21 protein-coding genes are annotated in these 19,509 nt (G+C 65.1%); 9 read left to right on the forward strand and 12 right to left on the reverse strand.

The annotated features are described in order from the left end of the window. Positions 1-538: 538 nt before the first annotated feature. From ABT375_RS06120 to ABT375_RS06150, 7 genes are all read right to left on the reverse strand, one after another. On the reverse strand, positions 539-949 hold the full coding sequence (locus ABT375_RS06120; RefSeq protein WP_416464470.1) for a hypothetical protein: 411 nt from the start codon (positions 947-949) through the stop codon (positions 539-541). A 129-nt stretch (positions 950-1,078) separates the two neighbouring features. Further along, positions 1,079-1,627 carry a hypothetical protein gene (locus tag ABT375_RS06125; protein ID WP_224550704.1) on the reverse strand — a complete coding sequence of 183 codons (549 nt, stop codon included), beginning with the start codon at positions 1,625-1,627 and terminating at the stop codon, positions 1,079-1,081. A 163-nt stretch (positions 1,628-1,790) separates the two neighbouring features. Beyond that, positions 1,791-4,211: a TonB-dependent receptor gene (locus tag ABT375_RS06130; RefSeq protein ID WP_416464471.1), complete on the reverse strand. Its 2,421-nt coding sequence runs from the start codon at positions 4,209-4,211 to the stop codon at positions 1,791-1,793. A gap of 119 nt (positions 4,212-4,330) precedes the next feature. Then, positions 4,331-4,729, reverse strand: a complete 399-nt coding sequence (locus ABT375_RS06135; protein WP_416464472.1) for an STAS/SEC14 domain-containing protein — start codon at positions 4,727-4,729, stop codon at positions 4,331-4,333. A 23-nt stretch (positions 4,730-4,752) separates the two neighbouring features. Next, a complete protein-coding gene (locus ABT375_RS06140; protein ID WP_224550707.1) occupies positions 4,753-5,103 on the reverse strand; it encodes a winged helix-turn-helix domain-containing protein in 351 nt (116 codons plus the stop codon). A 75-nt stretch (positions 5,104-5,178) separates the two neighbouring features. Beyond that, entirely contained in the window at positions 5,179-5,433 is a 255-nt protein-coding gene (locus ABT375_RS06145; RefSeq protein WP_224550708.1) for a hypothetical protein, read from the reverse strand. Between the two features lie 77 nt (positions 5,434-5,510). Then, entirely contained in the window at positions 5,511-5,732 is a 222-nt protein-coding gene (locus ABT375_RS06150; protein WP_416464473.1) for a hypothetical protein, read from the reverse strand. 154 nt (positions 5,733-5,886) lie between these two features. Between ABT375_RS06150 and ABT375_RS06155 the strand changes: the two genes are divergently transcribed. Both ABT375_RS06155 and ABT375_RS06160 read left to right on the forward strand, forming a co-directional pair. Beyond that, on the forward strand, positions 5,887-6,999 hold the full coding sequence (locus tag ABT375_RS06155; RefSeq protein ID WP_416464474.1) for a sensor histidine kinase: 1,113 nt from the start codon (positions 5,887-5,889) through the stop codon (positions 6,997-6,999). 5 nt (positions 7,000-7,004) lie between these two features. Next, positions 7,005-7,751, forward strand: coding sequence for a LytR/AlgR family response regulator transcription factor (locus tag ABT375_RS06160; protein ID WP_224550712.1), 747 nt, complete (start codon positions 7,005-7,007; stop codon positions 7,749-7,751). A gap of 120 nt (positions 7,752-7,871) precedes the next feature. On the opposite strand, the gene ABT375_RS06165 is transcribed toward ABT375_RS06160, so the two are convergent. Both ABT375_RS06165 and ABT375_RS06170 read right to left on the reverse strand, forming a co-directional pair. Beyond that, complete coding sequence (locus ABT375_RS06165) at positions 7,872-9,059, reverse strand: NAD(P)/FAD-dependent oxidoreductase (protein WP_416464475.1); 1,188 nt, start codon at positions 9,057-9,059, stop codon at positions 7,872-7,874. Next, a complete protein-coding gene (locus ABT375_RS06170; RefSeq protein ID WP_416464476.1) occupies positions 9,059-9,508 on the reverse strand; it encodes a YaiI/YqxD family protein in 450 nt (149 codons plus the stop codon). Before ABT375_RS06170 ends, ABT375_RS06165 begins: the two co-directional genes overlap by 1 nt. Before the next feature lie 111 nt (positions 9,509-9,619). Between ABT375_RS06170 and ABT375_RS06175 the strand changes: the two genes are divergently transcribed. The 7 genes from ABT375_RS06175 (at position 9,620) to ABT375_RS06205 (ending at position 15,518) form a co-directional block, all read left to right on the forward strand. Then, positions 9,620-10,054, forward strand: a complete 435-nt coding sequence (locus ABT375_RS06175) for an iron-sulfur cluster assembly scaffold protein (RefSeq protein ID WP_416464477.1) — start codon at positions 9,620-9,622, stop codon at positions 10,052-10,054. Further along, the gene (locus ABT375_RS06180) at positions 10,054-11,850 is read left to right on the forward strand and encodes a cation:proton antiporter (RefSeq protein ID WP_416464478.1); all 1,797 of its coding nucleotides are present in this window, start codon (positions 10,054-10,056) and stop codon (positions 11,848-11,850) included. Before ABT375_RS06175 ends, ABT375_RS06180 begins: the two co-directional genes overlap by 1 nt. After that, positions 11,847-12,173, forward strand: coding sequence for a DUF423 domain-containing protein (locus ABT375_RS06185; protein ID WP_416464479.1), 327 nt, complete (start codon positions 11,847-11,849; stop codon positions 12,171-12,173). The genes ABT375_RS06180 and ABT375_RS06185 overlap by 4 nt, the downstream gene beginning before the upstream one ends. Before the next feature lie 51 nt (positions 12,174-12,224). Next, a complete protein-coding gene (locus tag ABT375_RS06190; protein WP_416464480.1) occupies positions 12,225-12,689 on the forward strand; it encodes a Fur family transcriptional regulator in 465 nt (154 codons plus the stop codon). An 87-nt stretch (positions 12,690-12,776) separates the two neighbouring features. After that, positions 12,777-14,696 carry a 1-deoxy-D-xylulose-5-phosphate synthase gene (gene dxs, locus ABT375_RS06195; protein ID WP_416464481.1) on the forward strand — a complete coding sequence of 640 codons (1,920 nt, stop codon included), beginning with the start codon at positions 12,777-12,779 and terminating at the stop codon, positions 14,694-14,696. A gap of 65 nt (positions 14,697-14,761) precedes the next feature. After that, complete coding sequence (locus ABT375_RS06200) at positions 14,762-15,211, forward strand: SRPBCC family protein (protein ID WP_416464482.1); 450 nt, start codon at positions 14,762-14,764, stop codon at positions 15,209-15,211. Continuing rightward, the gene (locus ABT375_RS06205) at positions 15,198-15,518 is read left to right on the forward strand and encodes an ArsR/SmtB family transcription factor (protein WP_261936642.1); all 321 of its coding nucleotides are present in this window, start codon (positions 15,198-15,200) and stop codon (positions 15,516-15,518) included. Before ABT375_RS06200 ends, ABT375_RS06205 begins: the two co-directional genes overlap by 14 nt. Positions 15,519-15,683: 165 nt before the next feature. Here the strand turns inward: ABT375_RS06205 and ABT375_RS06210 are convergent, their stop codons facing one another. The 3 genes from ABT375_RS06210 to ileS are packed head-to-tail and all read right to left on the reverse strand — an operon-like array spanning position 15,684 to position 19,458. Further along, on the reverse strand, positions 15,684-16,097 hold the full coding sequence (locus tag ABT375_RS06210; protein ID WP_416464483.1) for a DUF3035 domain-containing protein: 414 nt from the start codon (positions 16,095-16,097) through the stop codon (positions 15,684-15,686). Then, positions 16,097-16,606 carry a signal peptidase II gene (gene lspA / locus ABT375_RS06215; RefSeq protein WP_416464484.1) on the reverse strand — a complete coding sequence of 170 codons (510 nt, stop codon included), beginning with the start codon at positions 16,604-16,606 and terminating at the stop codon, positions 16,097-16,099. Before lspA ends, ABT375_RS06210 begins: the two co-directional genes overlap by 1 nt. Next, positions 16,603-19,458 carry an isoleucine--tRNA ligase gene (gene ileS, locus ABT375_RS06220; protein WP_416464485.1) on the reverse strand — a complete coding sequence of 952 codons (2,856 nt, stop codon included), beginning with the start codon at positions 19,456-19,458 and terminating at the stop codon, positions 16,603-16,605. Before ileS ends, lspA begins: the two co-directional genes overlap by 4 nt. Positions 19,459-19,509 lie beyond the last annotated feature (51 nt).

The following is a 19,509-nucleotide window of genomic DNA, read 5'->3' on the forward strand; positions in this document are numbered from 1 at the left end:
TGTCGAAAGGCCCTGACGATCCTGCCTGACCAACAGCTGTCGGATGAGGATGGGATTGCTGCCTCAACCCATCTCATGTGAGATGGCACGACGGATCTGGTTTCGGCACGACACCAGTCCAGCTTCCGCAGCCTGTATATGATGATATTCCAGCATCTCGCGCATAGCGGGCGTTCCGTCGGCGCGTCCATCACCCACTGACCGCGCGGTAAAAATGGTCGGTCAGCGTCCTTCACCGTACGAAGTTGCCTGACCACCCGACGAAGACATGGCATAAATCGAACGACGTTCGCGCGGATGCAGTCCTTCCCAAGAACGTCCAGGCGCGACGATACAGTCCCACTCGTCACATCGACGCGCGCATAAATGCCCTCCCTATGCCCGACGTGGATTTATGCATCCGCTCAAGCATGGGCCGATCAACCCTGTCGCGACATAGCCGGCTTCGGCGCTGGACCGTCCACTAACCCGATGGTGGCGCCATGACGAGCCTTTTCCCTGAAGTCTTGCACCTTCCCTGCCGGGCACGCTGAACTCTTTAAGGCGTACGCAACTGCAACAAGCCCGCCGGCGCACCGAACTCGTCGGGCCAGGCCGCATAGGCCACGTCGGACGGGCCGACCACGAACTCCCGCACCATCCACCGCCCGTCCTTCTGCTCAAGCAGCGCATAGACGTCCGGCCCGTCGAATATCCCCTCGCGCACCCGCTCGGCGTGGCGCGTCTTGCGGAAATCGATCGCCCCGCCGGCCCGCGTCTGCGGCACGACATGCGCGAAGGCCCATCTGTCCTGCCGCCGCAGCGTCCGCACCACAAATTGCACTTTCTGCCCCAGGTCGCGTTCGATCGCCGGCCGCAGCGCGTCGAGCAGTACCCGCCGCTGCGGATCGGCGACGCCGATGTCGCTTGCCCCGGCCAGCGCGGCCATCACCATCATCGTCGCGATCATCCACCTCTCCCGTCAAAGCCGGACGTTAGCCCAGCGCCGCCGCCATGGACATGAAAAAGGCCGCGCAGGGCCCCCACCCCACGCGGCCTCTTCGTTAAGACGAACGAGCCCGGACCGCAAAGGTCCAGCTCAGTTCGCCTTGGAAAGATCCACCTTCTCCACCCATTCGGGGTAGAAGGTCGGTTCGCGATTGGACCAGCCCACCGCCGTCGCCGCCGCCTCGCTGATCGACTGGAGCAGCGCGCGCCGCTTTTCGGGGTGGAGGTGCGGCAGGCTGGCCGCGGCGCAGAAGGCGCCCGGCAACCAGGGCCGCGCCCCCGCGCCCAGCAGTCGCTCGTAGAGGAAGCGGTAGGAGGAAAAGCTGCCCAGCCGGTCCTGGCCCAGGTCGAAGGCGGAAATGGTCACCAGCGGCGCCATGAACGGCTCCACCTGCTCCAGACCGCTGTCATCGGGGACATGCGCCTTGATCTCGTCCAGCCGTCCATAGATGCGCGCCTGCGCCCGGATGGAGGCTTCCTCGACCATGTCGCGGGACCACAGCTTCATCGCGTCGCGGCGATGCAGCCCGATATCCAGCGATCGGCGAATATAGCGTTGCGTGGAGGATGAGAAGCTTGCGAACTCTCGCAGCTCCGCCAGGGTTACAGCCCCATCCGCCGGTCTTGCACTCGTACCCATGTCATGCCCTCCGACTTGAAGTCGTAGGATGGAACATGCGCCCTCTATGGTTACTGAAGGCTTAAGGGCCTGTTCCACCGCTGTTCACAAGGGACCAGATTTCTTTTTGCAGCGCAACATGAAAATCTCATGACTGCGGCGAACGGAATTTTCGGCAAGCATCTCAACAGCCAAGCCCTGCACCCGCCCGGCGAGCGCAAGGGAATGTTGAGCCGCCAAACGCCGTGCGCAGCGTCAGGCCGATGGTGCGCGGATCGCTGGGCGTGCCGACGATCAGCCCGCTGTTGCCGGCCTGCACGGTCAGGTTCTGCATATAATTTTTATCGAAGATGTTCCGCGCGAACACCGCCACCTCCCAACGCGGCGTGCGATAGCCGATGCTGCCATTGACCAGCGTATAGCCCTTGATCACGGTATAGGCCGATCCGGTCGCATCGCCGAAGATCTTCGTCCGCGTCACCGCGTCGGCGCGCAGCACGACCTCGCCCTCGCGACCCGCCATCGACACGGGCAGGCGATATTCGCCGCCCGCCGATCCGGTCCATTTGGGCAGGCCCGGCATCGCCTGCCCCGACAGGTCGCATTGCGCCGTGCCGCTGCCTGTCTTCTCGATCGGGCATAGTCCCTTGGGATAGCTGGAATAGACGCCGTCCGAATAGGCCCCCGCCGCCCGCAGCGTCAGCCGTGTCCCCACTCGCGCCGCGGCGTCGAACTCGACCCCCTTGACCGTCACTTTGGGGATATTGGCCAGATAGCTGCGCAGCGCGATCACCGCCGCGCTGTCCACCACATTGGCCTGGAAATCGGTGACGCGGGTATAATAGGCGTCAATGTTGAAGGTCAGCGCGTCGCCCAGCAGCCGGGTCTTGACCCCGCCCTCCCATGTGCTGTTCTTCTCCGGCCGCACCGTCACCGTGCTCAGGATCGGGTCGCCCGACGCATGGCCCGGCACACCGGCGGGATAGACCGGCAGGCCCGACATGTTGATCCCGCCCGACTTCTGGCCGCGCGCGAAACTGGCATAGGCCATCACCCTGTCGGTCAGATCATAGGCGATGTTCACCCGCCCCGATGCGCTGCCATCGCCCAGATGGGCGCTATAGGACTGGCTGCGCAGGATCGAATTTTTGTCGCTCATCAGCGCCGGCGTCAGTCCGCTGGTAAGCCCGCCAAAGGCGGTCACGTCATAGACGCCGTCCTTCTCCTCATAGGTGTAGCGAATGCCGCCAGTGACGGCCAGACGCGCCAGCGGCCGCCATGTCACCTCGCCGAATATGCCGAAGCTTTCCGACCGGAAATCGGTGCGCCCGGCGGTCTGGTATCCGTCCACCAGGTCCGCCGGCCGCCCCGGCAGCAGCCAATAGGTCGCCAGCGGCCCATAGATGCTGATCGGATGGCCCACGATCTTCTGGTGGAAATAATAGAGGCCCGCGACATAGTCGACATTGCCGGGCGTGCTGGAACCGATGCGGAATTCCTGGGAAAACTGGTCCTGCCGCGACGGGATATGCTGGGTCGTCTGGATATGCAGCCCGGTATAGTCGCGGTCGTTCCCCGCATCCCAGTTCCAGAAGCGCCAGGCGCTGATCGACGTCAGCGTCACGCCGCCCAGCCTCCACTCGGCGATGCCCGACACCCCACCTTCATTGGTGTCCACGCCCAGCGGCGCGTCATTGTCGGTCACCCGATCATAGGGATTGGTGCTCGGCGGAGCATAGGCGCCAGCCGGCGCGTTGGCGGCCAGCGCGGCATATTGCTGGGCGGCGGGCTTGAGCGTCGGCGCAACGCGCACATGCACCTGCGCGCAGCAGTTATTCTTGAAATTCGACCAGTCGCCGATCAGCCGCAGCGAAAAATCGTCCGATGGCGCGAACAGCAATTGCCCGCGGATCGCGTCATTATGGATAGTATTCTGATCCTCGTCCCGCACGATATTGCGGATGGAACCGTCCTGCCGCGTCACCGATCCCGACAGGCGGAACGCCAGCACGTCCCCGGCGACCGGTCCCGTCACCGCCGCCCTGGCCTGCCGGAAATTGCGGCTGCCATAGGATAGTTCCGCTTCCCCGCCCCAGTCGAAACCGGGCTTTTTCGACAGGATGTTGATCGCGCCCGCTGTCGTGTTCTTGCCAAACAACGTCCCCTGCGGCCCGCGCAGCACCTCGACCCGCTCGATATCGGTGAAGTCGAACGCCGCCGTCGCCGGCCGGGCATGATAGACGCCATCGACATAGAAACCCACGCCCGGCTCCAGCCCGTCATTGGCCTGGCTCACCGCCACCACGCTCGACCCCAGCCCCCGAATGGTGAAGGCGGTGTTGCGGGGATTGGCGGACGAATAATTGAGCGCCGGCACCAACTGGCTCAACTGGCTGACATTGACCGTATAGGTGCGGGTCAGTTCCTCGCCACTGACGATGCTGAGCGCGGCGGGCACCTGCTGCGGGTCTTCCTCGCGCAACCGCGCCGTCACGACGACGATCGCGCCGTCGCCCGCATCGCCTTCCGCAGCCTGCGCCATGCCGCCGGTCAAGGCGGCCGATCCCATCAGGACCGCCGCCGCCATCTTCATCCCCGTCGCCACCCTGTCATCCCCCATGATTCGCGGGATCGATAAACCGGCTGCAAGGGACGTGCTATATATATTCGGATATAGCCCCAAAAAGATGAAACAACCGTCTTACTCGCCGTCGCTTTCGGTCTTCAGGCCGCTGCCGTCTGGACTTCCGTTAGCCAGACCAACGCCTCGTCCGCGTCAGCGAAGATGCGCAGATAGGACTGGGTCATTTCCCGCCGCACCTGCAATTTCGCGATGGCGCTTGGCGTGACGATCGCGATGCGCGACGCCCGGGGAAACAGCCCTTCGCCCAGATGTTCGCGAAACGCCGCCACCGCGTCCTGCGGCTGCACCGCGCTGCGGCGCATGTCCATGCGCAATCGATAGCCGGGCGAAAACCCCTCGGTCACGAACCGCGCCCTCACCTCCCGCGCATAGGCGGCCACGGCTTCGCCGCTGAACAGGCCATGCCAACTTATGTCGAGTAGGTTGATATCGTGGCGAAAATTGATGTCGTACATGATGAAAGCCTCCACGGCCCTCATGCCCCATCCGCCTTACCGAAATCTTATTCCGCTGCCTGGGCGGCCAGTGGTTCGGCCCGCAACCGCCGTTCCAGCGTCGGCCAGCCTTCGTCGCCCGCATCCGATGCAGCCTGCTGCAAGGCCCGATAGTCGCACAGCACCGCCGCGCCCATCTCGGTCAGTCGCGCCCCCTCGCTCGACGTCGCCACCAGCGGCTGCGCCCAGCAGCGGTTCATCACGTCCACCAGCAGCCAGCAGCGGCGATAACTCATGCCCAGCTTGCGCCCGGCAGCGGAAATCGACCCCTCGGCCGCGATCGCGTCGAGCAGGTCGGCCTTGCCCGGCCCCATGGCGATCTGGTCACCGCAATAAATCTGGATCTTGATCTTCAGCATCGGCTCACCGCCCGTCATAACGCGCGACGGCGGCCAACGCCAGTTGTCGGAAAGCCGTTAATGTCGGGCGCCGGTTCAGGCGCCCGCGCGCCGCTCCAGCACCGCGCCGATCATCGCGCGCCACACCCCGACATCGCCCGCCTGCGCCATCTGCGCATCGGGCTCGCGCAGCGTATGGAGGATGGCATAGGCGTCATCGACATGTGCCGGCCAGGCCGCATCCACTGCGCCGGCCGCATGGGGATCGCTGCCGCCGCCGTTCAGGCTCAACTGGCGACCGGCCAGGACGCGGGCGATACGCTCGATGGCGGGGGTGGTGGACGTCGGCATGGATGTGAAGCTCCTCTCTCGCGGTGGCGGCGGTTTCGCTCTACCACCCTCTGAATAGCATGTTCGTTTCGCCGTAGCTATTGATCCTCGCTTTCCTTGTAGCCGGACGACGGCACCGGATCGCCCTTGTCGCCAGGCTTGGTGGTCGATGGCGGATCGGATGCATCCATCGAATCCTTCAGGCTTTCGTCTCGCTTTTCGTCATGATCCAGCACATGGTCCTGCGCATCGCTCTCACGCGCGTCGCCGGCTTCCTCGCGACTGTTGGGACGCATGTCTGTCTTATTATCGTCCGTCATGTCTCTCTCCTGCATCTGACGGGATCAACGGACGGCGCGGCGACGCGGTTCCGCACATCCTCGCCCCGCCCACCTTCGACAAACGCCGCCGCCAGTTCGACCAGTAACCGGGTGGCCTACAGACTTTCCCCGCGGCGGGGGGTAGACAGAGGCTATGACTGATCTTCCCGAAGACGGCGATCGCGGCGTGGCGCCGCCGATCGCACTCTATTCCATCCTGGGCTTCTGGTTTTTCTATGCCTTGCTGGTGTCGCTCCGGGCCGCGATCGTAGGCTTCGAATCACAAGGGGAGATGGCGGTCCGCCGCATCATCGTCACCGTGATCGGCATCATCGTGACCTGGATACTCTATCTGGCGCTGCGGCGCTTCGACGCGAAGCCGCTGAGCATCAGAATCGTCGCCGCCTTCTCGCTCGCGGCTCCCTTCGCACTCGCCATGGCGGCAGCCAACTACTATATCTTCAACGTCTATGATCCGGGCAATTTCATCTCCGAAGGCGAGATGATGAAGATGACCAAGGAGCAGGGCTATCTCCTCGTCTCGATCGTGGAGGACGCGCTCAGCCGCTATTTCTTCCTCGCCGCCTGGGCGGGTCTCTATCTGGCCCTGTCCTATGCCAGCGAAGCCCATCGCACCGAACGCCGCGCCGCACGGCTGGAAAAGGCTGCCCAGCAGGCCGAACTGCGCTCGCTACGCTATCAGGTCAATCCGCATTTCCTGTTCAATACGCTCAACTCGCTATCCACCCTGGTCATGCGCAACCGCCCGGACGAAGCGGAACAGATGATCATGTCGCTCTCCAACTTCTACCGCACCAGCCTGACCGGCGACCCGCTCGACGACGTTCCGCTGGAGGAGGAGGTGCATCTCCAGAAACTCTATCTGGATATCGAAGCGGTGCGCTTCCCCGACCGGCTCCACACGGTGATCGACATCCCGCCCGCGCTGATGAGCGCCTGCGTCCCCGGTCTCATCCTCCAGCCGCTGGTCGAGAATGCGATCAAATATGGCGTCTCGCGCACCTCCAGCCCGGTCGAGATCCGCATCACCGCGCGCGAGGATGGCGGCCTGATGCACATCGCCGTCACCGACGATGGCGACAATCCGCCCAGCCTGTCGGACAGCGGCAGCGGCATCGGGCTTGCCAATGTCCGCGACCGCCTGACCGCCCGCTTTGGCGAGTCCGGCCGCATCGCTTATGGTCCGCGCGAAGGGGACGGCTTCTCCGTCCTCCTCACCTTGCCTATCATCCGCCGGGGTTGCTGACGTCCATGTCTATCCGCACCATGATCGTCGATGACGAACCGCTCGCCGTCGAACGCCTCCAGATGCTCTGCGCGCGCGAACCGCGCATCGCCCTGGTCGGCACCGCCACCGACGGCGAAGCCGCGCTGCGCCTGATCGAAGGGCTGAAACCCGACCTCGTCATGCTCGACATCGCCATGCCCTTGCTGGACGGCATCGGCGTCGCCCGCGCGGTGGGGCGCATGGGCATCCGCCCCGCGGTGATCTTCGTGACCGCGTTCGAGGGGTTCGCGGTCGAGGCGTTCGATCTCGCCGCGGTCGATTATATGCTCAAGCCCGTCGCCCATGATCGCCTGACCCGCGCGATCGATCGGGTCGAAGTGGCGCTGCGCAACCTGACGTCCGATACAGCGCCCACCATCTCCAGCGAACCACAGCCCGAATGGGCCGAGGAATTCTGGGTGCCGCATCGCTCCGAACTGATCCGCATCGCCACCGACCAGATCGACCGGATCGAAGCGGAACGCGACTATATGCGCCTTCATGTCGGCGGCCACAGCTATCTGCTGCACCAGACGATCAGCAGCCTGGAGGAGCGGCTCGACCCCCAGCAGTTCGTCCGCCTGCACCGCAGCCATATCGTCCGCCGCGACCATATCGCCCGGCTGCGCCACGACGGCAGCGGCGTGTGGTTCGCCGCGCTCGCCGACGGCGGCGAAATCCGCATCGGTCGCACCTTCCTGGCGAACGCACGGGCGATGACGGGGCGGTAATCAACGGAAAGTTAGTCGGCTCTAAATTCAGTTCAGGTGGAGCCGAAAAGCGTGATTTTTGAGCACCGGAGCGCAGAAAAGCGCGCTTTGCAGGCCCGCATGGGCGGAATTTAAAGCCGGCTAAATGGCCTGTCCGGCCGCCACGCCACTGGCCCAGGCCCATTGGAAATTATAGCCCCCCAGCCATCCGGTGACATCCACCGCCTCGCCGATCGCATACAGCCCCGGCGCCTTGGCCGCCTCCATCGTCCGCGACGACAGCCCCGCGGTGGCGATGCCGCCGACCGTGACCTCCGCCTTGGCATAGCCCTCCGTACCCGACGGCGCGAACGGCCAGTCGCCCAATCGCGCGGCCACTTGCCGCAGCGCCTTGTCCGACAGGTTGCCCATCTCGCCCTGCACCCCGATCCGCTCCAGCAGCGTATCGGCCAGCCGCTCGGTCAGCGCCTGCGCCACCACCCGACGCAGCATCACCCGCGGCCGCTCCCGCTTCTCCGCCAGCAACCAGTCCGCCGCCTTGTCCGGCAGGAAATTCACCTGGATCGGCGTGCGATGCTGCCAGTAGGAGGAAATCTGCAACATCGCCGGTCCGGACAGCCCCCGATGCGTGAACAGCGCGGCCTCGCGAAAGCGCGTCTTGTTCCAGCGCACTTCGACATCGGCCGACACCCCCGCCAGCGACTGGAACAGCGCTTCCTCCGGCCCCAGGGTGAAGGGCACCAGCGCCGGGCGCGGCTGCACGATGCTCAACCCGAAATGGCGCGCCACATCATAGGCGAAGCCGGTCGCGCCCATCTTCGGGATCGACGGACCGCCGGTCGCCAGCACCAGCGCGGGCGCGCGATGCACCGTCCCGCCGATCGTCACCCGATAGAGGCCGTCGCCATGGTCGACATCCGCGATCGGTTGCCCCAGCGCCGGCGTCACGCCGCCCTTGGCGCACTCCTCCTCCAGCATCGCAACGATCTGCTTCGCCGACCCGTCGCAGAATAATTGCCCCAGCGTCTTTTCATGCCAGGCGATGCCATAGCGATCGACCAGTCCGATGAAATCCTGCGCCGTGTAACGCCCCAGCGCCGACTTGGCGAAGTGCGGATTGGCCGACAGATAGCGATCAGCGGCGGTATGGATATTGGTGAAGTTGCACCGCCCACCGCCCGATATCAGGATCTTCTTGCCCACGGCGTCGGCATGGTCGACCAGCAGCACCCGCTTGCCGCGCTGCCCGGCGGTCGCGGCGCACATCATCCCCGCCGCGCCCGCGCCCAGCACGATCGCATCCCAAAAGCCTGTATCAGCGTCGAGCATCACCGCCCCCGCTTCAGGCGGACGATGGCCTCGTCCAGCGCCTGCAGGAAGCGCGAGCGGTCATTCTTGCCGAAGGGCGGCGGCCCGCCGACCTGATCGCCGCCGGCCCGCAAATCCGCCATGATCGCCCGCGTCGCGATCGCCGCGCCGATCGAACTATGGGTGAAGGGCTTGCCATTGGGCGCGATCACCACCGCACCCGCCTTCAGGCAGCGATCGGCCAGCAATATGTCGGCGGTAATGCATATCGATGCCGCATCGGCTCGCTCGGCGATCCAGTCGTCCGCCGCATCGAACCCGTCGCTCACCACCACCCGGTCGAGCAGCGGATGGGCGGGAATGCGGATCGGGCTGTTGCTCACGATCGTCACGGGGATTTCATGCCGCCAGGCGACCTTGTAGATCTCCTCCTTCACGGGGCAGGCATCGGCATCGACCAATATCTTCATGGATCGGGGCGATAGGCGGTGGGACCGGTCGAGACAAGGATGCACGGCTTATTTCGGTTGGGACCATTCCCCGCCTTCACCCCGCGCCGCTCCTGCCCTACATGGGTCGGCATGAACGCCCCTCCCAACGCTCCCCTGTATAACAAGGACATATTGCGGCTCGCCGCCGACATCCCGCACCACCAGCGGCTGCCGGACGCACAGGCCAGCGTCGAGAAGCGATCCCCCACCTGCGGGTCGCGCGTGACGGCCGACGTGCGGATGGCCGACGGCCGCCTCGCCGACATGGGCCTCAATGTGAAAGCCTGCGCGCTCGGCCAGGCGTCCGCCGCGCTGATGGCCGGCCACGCCATCGGCTTGACGGCGCAGGAACTGGCCGACGCCCGCGACAGGCTCGCCGCCTATCTGTCGGGCGACAGCGACGATCTCGACTTCTGGCCCGGCCTTTCCGTGCTGGCCCCCGCGCGCGGCTATCCCGCCCGCCATGCCTCGATCCGCCTCGGCTTCGAAGCGATCGCCGAAGCCGCCAGACAGGCCGACGCCTGATGGAAGCGCAGCAGGCCGTCAGCGCCACCGACATTCTCCTGTCCGAAGGCGTCATCCTGCTCGGCGCCGCCGTGCTGTTCGTGATGCTGTTCCGCCGCTTCGGCCTCGGCGCGGTGCTGGGCTATTTAGTCGCGGGCGCTTTGGTCGGGCCGCAGGGTCTGGGCCTTGTCGGCGGCGGCGAATTGAAACTCGCCATCGCTGAAATCGGCATAGTCCTGCTGCTGTTCCTCGTCGGCCTCGAACTCCATCCCGCCCGGCTCTGGCGCCTCAAACGCGACATCTTCGCGCTCGGTCTCGCGCAGGTCGTGCTGTGCGGCTGCATCCTCACCGCGATCATCTTCTATTCCACCGGCTTTAGTTGGGGGGCGGCGATCGCGCTCGGCCTGCCGCTCGCTCTCTCCTCGACCGCGCAGGTGCTGCCGGGCCTGAAGTCCAGCGGCCGCATCAACTCCCCCTTCGGCGAGAAGGTCTTCTCGATCCTGCTGTTCCAGGATCTCTCGATCGTCCCGCTCATCACCATCGTCGCCGCCCTGTCCCGCAATCCTGCCGATGCCGGGGGGCCGCCGGGCTGGATGATGGCGGGCTATACCGTCGCCGCCATCGCCGGCCTCGTGCTGGCCGGTCGCTTCATCCTGCGCCCGCTACTGGGCCTGGTCGGCCGCATGGGCGAGCGCGAGATGTTCGTCGTCGTCGGCCTCTTCACCGTGCTCGCCGCCGCCGCCCTGATGCACAGCCTGCACCTCTCGACCGCGCTGGGCGCTTTCGTCGCGGGCGTCATGCTCGCCGATTCGCCCTACCGGCATGAAATCGAATCCGACGTCGAGCCATTCCGCTCGATCCTGCTCGGCCTCTTCTTCCTTGCCGTCGGCATGGTGCTGGACCTGCGTGCCGTGGCCGCCAACCCGCTGTTCGTCCTGTCCATGGCGGTCGTCCTGGTCGCGACCAAGGCGGCGATCATCACCGGCCTCGCCCGTCTGTTCGGCATGGAATGGCGTCCGGCGCTGGGCGCGGGCCTGCTGCTCAGCCAGGGCGGCGAATTCGGCTTCGTCCTCTTCACCCAGGCGCAGAATGCGCTGCTGATCGCACCGGAAGCCGCCAGCCTGTTCGCCGCCATCGTCACCTTCTCCATGGCGACGACGCCTTTCCTGATGCTCTTCGCCCGTCGCTTCGAGTTCGCCAAGCCCAGGGACCACGACCTGCCGGGGCCGGACGATGCGCCGCGCGGCTCGGCCATCATCGTGGGCTATGGCCGCTTCGGCCAGACCGTAGCGCAAATGCTGATGGGCCATGGTTTCGCCGTCACCCTGATCGACAAGAAGCCGGCCCAGATCGAGGTATCGAGCCGCTTCGACATGAAGGTCTATTATGGCGACGGCACCCGCATGGATCTGCTACACCGCGCCGGCGCGGACGAAGCGCGCCTCATCGCCTTCTGCATCGACGACCCCTCGCTCGATTCGCGCGCGCTCCAGCCGATCGCCCAGGCCTTCCCCCAGGCGGCGCTGATGGTTCGCGCCTTCGACCGGCGGCAATTGCTGGAATTGCAGGACATGGACCTCGCCGGCATCGTCCGCGAAGTCTATGAATCGGCTATCTGCATGGGTGTGCAGGCGATGCAGTCCCTGGGCGTGCCGGACGAGGAGGTCGAAGAAGTCGAGCGCCAATATCGCCAGAATGACGCCGATCGCATGGCGCTCCAGATCGAACATGGCAATCTGCTCGCGGCCAAGGACTTGATGTATCGCCCCGGCAAGTCCATGCGGCTGCTCAGCAGAGGGGATGGAGAAAAGGCATGATCGCGATACTGGCCTGCCTGTCGGCGGCACTGGCGATAGGGGCTGGCGCCTTCGGCGCCCACGGCGTCACTGATCCCAAGGCAGCGGAATGGCTGCGCACTGGCGGCCTCTACCAGCTGATCCACGCGGTCGCCGCGATCGCTGTCACCGGCGTTGCCCGCGGCGCGGCGGCGCTGATGCTGGCGGGCGCGGCGATCTTCGCGCTCACCCTCTATACCATGGCGCTGGGCGGCCCCAAATGGCTGGGCGCGGTCACGCCGGTCGGCGGCACGTTGATGATCGCGGGCTGGCTCTGGGCCGCATGGTCCTTCGGGCAGCGCTGACACCATCGCGCGCCCTTGCCCCCGATCCTCCGCAAGCCTAGATTGAACGCCATGGCCGACCATCATCACCATCACGAACCGACCGGCACCAAGCTCGCCGACGCCGCGCGCCTGACGCTGGAGGCGCAGGACGAACAATGGACGCCGATGCGCGCCGCCATTTTCGATGCGCTGGCGGCTGAAGAGCGTCCGGCCTCGGCCTATGACATAGCGGATACGGTGTCGAAGGCGCGCGGCAAGCGGGTCGCGCCCAACAGCGTCTATCGCATCCTCGACCTGTTCGTGACCAACAACATCGCGATGCGCGTCGAAAGCGCCAACGCCTATATCGCCAACGCCCATCCCGGCTGCCACCATGACTGCATCTTCCTGGTCTGCCGCACCTGCAAGCAGGCGACCCATGTCGATGACGACAAGGTGACCGGCGACGTGCGCGCGCTCGCCGCGCATGAAGGCTTCCATGCCGAACGGCCGGTGATCGAGATATTGGGCACCTGTGCGAAATGTGCGGCCTGATGGAGCGTTGCGCTGCCGCCCGGAACGGCCTAGCGGGCCTTGCTTTGATCCGGAACGGCCTTTGGGCCTCGGGAGCCTATGTCTTTGATGAATGATCGCCCGGAAACCCCGCTCCTCGACCAGGTCGTCTGGCCGTCGGACCTGCGCGCCCTCAAGCCCGACCAGCTTCGCCAGTTGGCAAACGAACTGCGGCAGGAGGTCATCTCCGCCGTCGGCGTGACCGGCGGCCATCTCGGCTCGGGCCTCGGCGTGGTGGAACTGACCACCGCGATCCATTATGTGTTCGATACCCCCCAGGACAAGCTGGTGTGGGACGTCGGCCACCAATGCTATCCGCACAAGATCCTGACCGGCCGGCGCGACCGCATCCGCACCCTGCGCATGGGCGGCGGCCTGTCCGGTTTCACCAAGCGCGCCGAATCCGATTATGACCCCTTCGGCGCGGCGCACAGTTCCACCTCGATCAGCGCTGCGCTGGGCTTCGCCGTTGCCAACAAGATGCAGGATCGCCCCGGCAAGGGCATCGCCGTCATCGGCGACGGCGCCATGTCGGCGGGCATGGCCTATGAGGCGATGAACAACGCCCGCGCGGCCGGCAATCGCCTGGTCGTCATCCTCAACGATAACGACATGTCGATTGCGCCCCCGGTCGGCGGCCTGTCCGCCTATCTCGCCCGCCTCGTCTCCAGCCGCGAATTTCTCGGCCTGCGCGACATCGCCAAGCGCCTCGCCCGCAAACTGCCCCGCCCGCTACACAATGCCGCGCGCAAAACGGACGAGTTCGCCCGCGGCATGGCGATGGGCGGCACTTTGTTCGAGGAACTGGGCTTCTATTATGTCGGCCCGGTCGACGGCCATAATCTCGACCAGTTGATTCCGGTGCTGGAAAATGTCCGCGACGCGGCCGAAGGGCCGTGCCTCGTCCATGTCGTCACGCAGAAGGGCAAGGGCTATGGCCCGGCCGAAGCAGCGGCCGACAAATATCATGGTGTCCAGAAGTTCGACATCGTCACCGGCACGCAAGCGAAGGCCCCGCCCGGACCGCCCAGCTACACCAATGTCTTCGCCCAGGCGCTCATCGCCGAAGCGCAGCGCGATCCCAAGGTCTGCGCCATCACCGCGGCGATGCCGTCGGGCACCGGCCTCGACAAGTTCGAACTGGCCTTCCCTGACCGCAGCTTCGACGTCGGTATCGCCGAACAACATGCCGTCACCTTCGCTGCGGGCCTCGCGGCCGAAGGGATGCGCCCCTTCTGCGCCATCTATTCGACCTTCCTGCAACGCGCCTACGATCAGGTCGTGCATGACGTCGCGATCCAGAACCTGCCCGTCCGCTTCGCCATCGACCGCGCCGGCCTGGTCGGTGCCGACGGCTCGACCCATGCGGGCAGTTTCGACGTCACCTATCTTGCGACCCTGCCCAACATGGTGGTGATGGCCGCGGCGGACGAAGCCGAACTGGTTCATATGGTCCATACCTGCGCCATGCATGATAGCGGCCCGATCGCGCTGCGCTATCCGCGCGGCAACGGCACTGGCGTCGCCATGCCGGAAATTCCCGAACGGCTTGAAATCGGCAAGGGCCGTCTGGTCCGCGAAGGGCGGCAGGTCGCCATCCTCTCGCTCGGCACCCGCCTCGAAGAAGCACTCAAGGCCGCCGAAGCGCTGGAGGCCAAGGGCCTGTCCACCACTGTCGCCGACCTGCGCTTCGCCAAGCCGCTGGACGAAGCGCTGATCCGCAAGCTGCTGACCAGCCACGAAGTCGCTGTGACCATCGAGGAAGGCGCGATCGGCGGTCTGGGCGCGCATGTCCTGACGCTGGCCAGCGATCTGGGCCTGATCGACAATGGCCTCAAGCTGCGCACCATGCGCCTGCCCGACATTTTCCAGGACCAGGACAAGCCCGAAAAACAATATGCGGACGCCCGGCTGGATGCCGACGCGATCGTCGATACGGTCCTCACTGCGCTGCGCCACAACAGCGTGGGCACGGAAGCGCGGGCCTGACCAGCAACCATAGGGTTGCCTGTAACGGAAAATCGGATCATATAGGCAATCAGGAGGTTGCCTATATGCCCGACCATATCATCAAGACCATCGACATCGCCGCGCCCATCACCAAGGTGTGGGACGCGCTTATCGATCATGAAAAATTCGGTGCCTGGTTCCTGGTCGCGCTCGACCAGCCCTTCGCCGTCGGGCAAGGCTCGACCGGCCACATGACCTATCCCGGCTACGAACATTTCCCCTGGCAATCGCGCACCGTCGCGATCGAGCCGATGACCCGCCTCGCCTTCGAATGGCCCGCCACCGGCGGTGACGAGGATGCGATCCGGAACGGCGTGCCCGAATGGACGCTGGTCGAGTTTCGGCTGGAGCCGACCGCCGGCGGCACAAGGCTGACCGTCACCGAGAGCGGGTTCGATCATGTCCCCGAACCGCGCCGCGCCAGCGTCCTGCGCTCCAACGACGGCGGCTGGGCGGAGCAGGTGCAGAATATCAGACGCTATGTCGAAGGCTGAACCGGCGCAATTGTTCGCCGCGCTGGGCGACGCGACCCGGCTGGGCATGGTCGGCCGCCTCAGCGACGGCGGCGAACGATCGATCGTGCAAATGGGCGAAGGGCTGGCGATCAGCCGGCAGGCGGTCGCCAAGCATCTGGACGTGCTGCACGGCGCGGGGCTGGTGCATCGTCGCAAGAGCGGACGCGAAGTCCATTATGCGCTGCATCGGGAGGCGATCGAAGCCGCCCGGTCGTGGCTGGACGAGGTCAATGCCCAATGGGACGGCCCCCTCGCCCGGCTCAAGGCTTTTGTCGAGGCCAGCTAAAGCATCGTGCGGAAAAGTGGGAACCGCTTTTCTGCTTGAAACGATGCGACAACAAAAACTTAGAGCGTGCGACTTGCGTCCGATTAAACGCCGCGCGCTCTAGCGCGGCAGGCGACAGGAATCACCCCTGTCGCCTGCCGACCCAAACTTGTCCAAAGGTCGTCCTTAAGGCTGCGGCGTCGCGGCGCGCGCTTCCTGGCCGTCGCCTTCGGGCGCGGCGATGATGTCGCGGGTGGTGGCCCCCTTGTCCACGACTTCGGTGCCGGGATCGCCCACCGACGAACGGATGCCCGATGCGGCGTTGGCGCGCCCCGCGGCGTTGAGCGTGGCGCCTTCGCCGGCGCTACGCGCGGCGGGACCGCCGAACATCGCGTCCATCGCGGCCTTGCTCGAATCGACCGACGCGGCGGCCGGCGTGCCCGGCGCAGGCGGCACCAGCGCGAAGTCGGGCGGAATGATCAGGGGTGCCTGGCGCGAGACGGCGAATTCATCGGGGCGCTGGCGGTTGAACAGGCCACCGCCGCCGCCGCAGGCGGACAGGGTGGACACAAGGCCGGCAGCGAGGATCAGTTTACGCATTACTTCAAAGTCTCCGTCTTTGCGCTCTTGTCGCGCAGCAGCAACGCCCGCGCAAGCAGGATCAACACGCCGATCGTGATGGCGGCGTCCGCCAGGTTGAAAATCAGGAAAGGCCGCCACTCGCCGAAATGCAGGTCGGCATAATCGACGACATAGCCCAGCCGCATCCGATCGACGATATTGCCGATCGCCCCGCCCAGCACCAGACCCAGCGCCGCGACATCCTGCCGCGCCTTTTCACGCCACATCCACACGCCCACGAAACCGGCGATCAGCATCGTCATGCCGACCAGCGCCCAGCGCATGACGTCCGTGTCGGCGTGGAAGAAGCCCATCGAGACGCCGCGATTTTCCAGCCAGCGCAAGCGGAAGATCGGCAGGATATCGATCCCGTCCAGCCTGCTCTTGAGCGCCAGCGGATAGGTGACGCTATATTTGATGAGCTGGTCGAGCGCGAGCGTCACGATCGCGACGGTCAGGCCCAGCGGACGGTGGTTGATGGCGCTCATGCCTTCAGCACCTCGTCGCAGCGGTCGCACAATCTGCCGTCCTCGGTGACTTCGGGCAGCTTGCGCCAGCAGCGGCCGCATTTGTGCCATTCGCTGGGCGTGACGACGATGCCGTCGCCCACACCCATGGTCACGCGCGCGACGATCGCCACTTCGGCGAAGTCGACACCGTCGCTGGGCAGCAATTCCCCCATGGTGACGTCAGCCTCCAGGCTGGACCGTATGATTTTCTCGCGGCGGAAGGGCTCGATCGCCTCATTCACCTGTTCGCGCTGGCTGCGCAATTCGGTCCATTTGTCGTCGAGATGCTGGTTGATCCAGTGATGGTCGATCTCGGGCCATTCCAGGAAATGGACGCTCTCTTCCTCATTGGGGAAGCGGCTCTGCCACACTTCTTCCGCCGTGAAGGGGATGATCGGCGCCACATAGCGCACCAGCGCATGGAACAGCGTGTCGAGCAGCGTGCGATAGGCGCGCCGCTTGGGGTCCGACTTCGCATCGCAATAGAGGCAATCCTTGCGGATATCGAAGAAGAAGGCGCTGAGGTCGCTGTTCGCGAAATCGAAGATGGCGCGGGTGTAGCGGCTGAATTCCAGCCAGTTCTCGCTCTTCGCCGCCTTGTCCACCACGGCGCGCAGTTCCGCGTCGAGCTGCGCCAGACGGTGGAGCATATAGCGCTCCAGCTCCGGCATTTCCGCGTAGGACACTGCTTCCGTCTCTTCATCATAGTCGGAAAGAGCGCCCAGCATGTAGCGGAATGTATTGCGCAATTTGCGGTAGGCGTCGGACGAGCCGGCCAGCACTTCCTTGCCGATGCGGACGTCATCGAAATAGTCGGTGCTGGCGACCCAGACGCGCAAAATGTCCGCGCCGCTCTCGCTCATGATCTTGAGCGGATCGACCACATTGCCCAGCGACTTGGACATTTTCTTGCCGGTGCCGTCCAGTGCGAAGCCATGGGTCAGCACCGCGCCATAGGGCGCGCGGCCGCGCGTGCCGCAGCTTTCCAGCAGCGAGGACTGGAACCAGCCGCGATGCTGGTCCGAACCCTCGATATACAGGTCGGCGCGCACGCCTTCGCCATAGCGGCCCTCGACCACGAAACTGTGCGTGGAGCCGCTGTCGAACCAGACGTCCAGAATGTCGTTCACGACCTCATAGTCGTTGAGGTCATAGTCCGGGCCGAGCAGCGCCTGATGATCCGCGCCGAACCATGCGTCAGCCCCGGCACCCTTGAAGGCTTCGATGATGCGGGCATTGACCGCGGGATCAACCAGATATTGCCCACTCTTGCGATGGACATAGAGGGCGATCGGCACGCCCCAGGCGCGCTGGCGGCTGATGACCCAGTCGGGGCGCCCTTCCACCATCGAACGAATGCGGTTGGTCGACCGCTCGGGCACCCAGCGAGTCTGCTCGATCGCGTCGAGCGCGATTTCGCGCAGCGTCGGGCCGTTGCCGCTGATAACCGGAGTCGGCATCACGCCGCCCTCGACATCGACCACCGCGCCTTCCTGCGGCTTGTCCATCGGGATGAACCATTGCGGAGTGCAGCGATAGATGATGCGCGCCTTCGACCGCCAGCTATGCGGATAGCTGTGGCGGAAGTCGCTCGCGCTCAGCAGCGCGCCGGCCGCGCGCAGATCGGTGCAGATCGGGCCTTCGGGACCATTGAACTTGGTGTTGATGACGCTGCCCTGTCCGGCCAGCCAGTCCCAGTCGTCGCGATAGAAGCCCGCATCATTGACCGCAAAGACCGGATCGATGCCCAGTTTCTTGCAGGCGAGGAAATCCTCCTCGCCATGATCGGGCGCCATATGGACGAGGCCGGTGCCCGCGTCGGTCGTGACATGATCGGCCGGCAGCAGCGGACGCGGCTTGGCAAAGAAGCCGCCCAGCGCGTGCATCGGGTGCCGGGCGATGGCGCCGGCGAGGTCGGTGCCTTTGCCAGCCCAGACAACAGTCCAACCCGAACCTTCCGACAACCACGGTGTTGAACCGGCGCGTCCGGCAAAATCATTCCAAAGTTCTGCCGCCGTGAGAATAACACGGCCACCAGCTTGCATAGCTACATAATCGATCTCTTCCCCGTAAGCGATCGCCTGATTGACAGGGATCGTCCAGGGCGTCGTCGTCCAGATCACCGCATGCGCGCCGACCAGTTCGGGCGCATTGGGCGCTTCGACGATCTCGAACGCCACGTCGATCTGGGTCGAGGTGACATCTTCATATTCCACTTCCGCCTCGGCCAGCGCGGTCTTTTCGACCGGGGACCACATGACGGGCTTGGCGCCGCGATAGAGCTGGCCGCTTTCCGCGAACTTCAGCAATTCGCCCACGATGGTGGCTTCGGCGTCGAACTTCATGGTCAGATAAGGATCGGCCCAGTCACCCATCACGCCCAGACGCTTGAACTGGTCCTTCTGCACGTCCACCCATTTGTCGGCATAGGCGCGGCACTGGGCGCGGAATTCGGCGGCGGGCACCTCATCCTTGTTCAGCTTCTTCTTGCGATATTCCTCTTCGATCTTCCATTCGATCGGCAGGCCGTGGCAGTCCCAGCCGGGAACATAGGGCGCATCCTTGCCCAGCAACGACTGGCTGCGGACGATGATGTCCTTGAGCACCTTGTTCATCGCATGGCCCATATGGATGTCGCCATTGGCGTAGGGCGGGCCATCATGCAGGATGAAGCCTTCGCGGCCGGCGCGCTTCTCGCGCAGCTTGCCATAGAGGTCCATCGCCTCCCACTTGGCGGCGATCGCCGGCTCCTTCTGGGCCAGGCCGGCCTTCATCGGGAAGTCGGTGACGGGCAGGAAGACGGTGGACTTATAATCAGGTGCGTCGGTCATGGGTGTCCGGTATCTACAAACATCCGCTCGCGCCGCGAACGGGTTTAGGAA

This window comes from Sphingomonas sp. VDB2 (assembly GCF_047946695.1).
GTDB classification, from domain to species: domain Bacteria; phylum Pseudomonadota; class Alphaproteobacteria; order Sphingomonadales; family Sphingomonadaceae; genus Sphingobium; species Sphingobium bisphenolicum.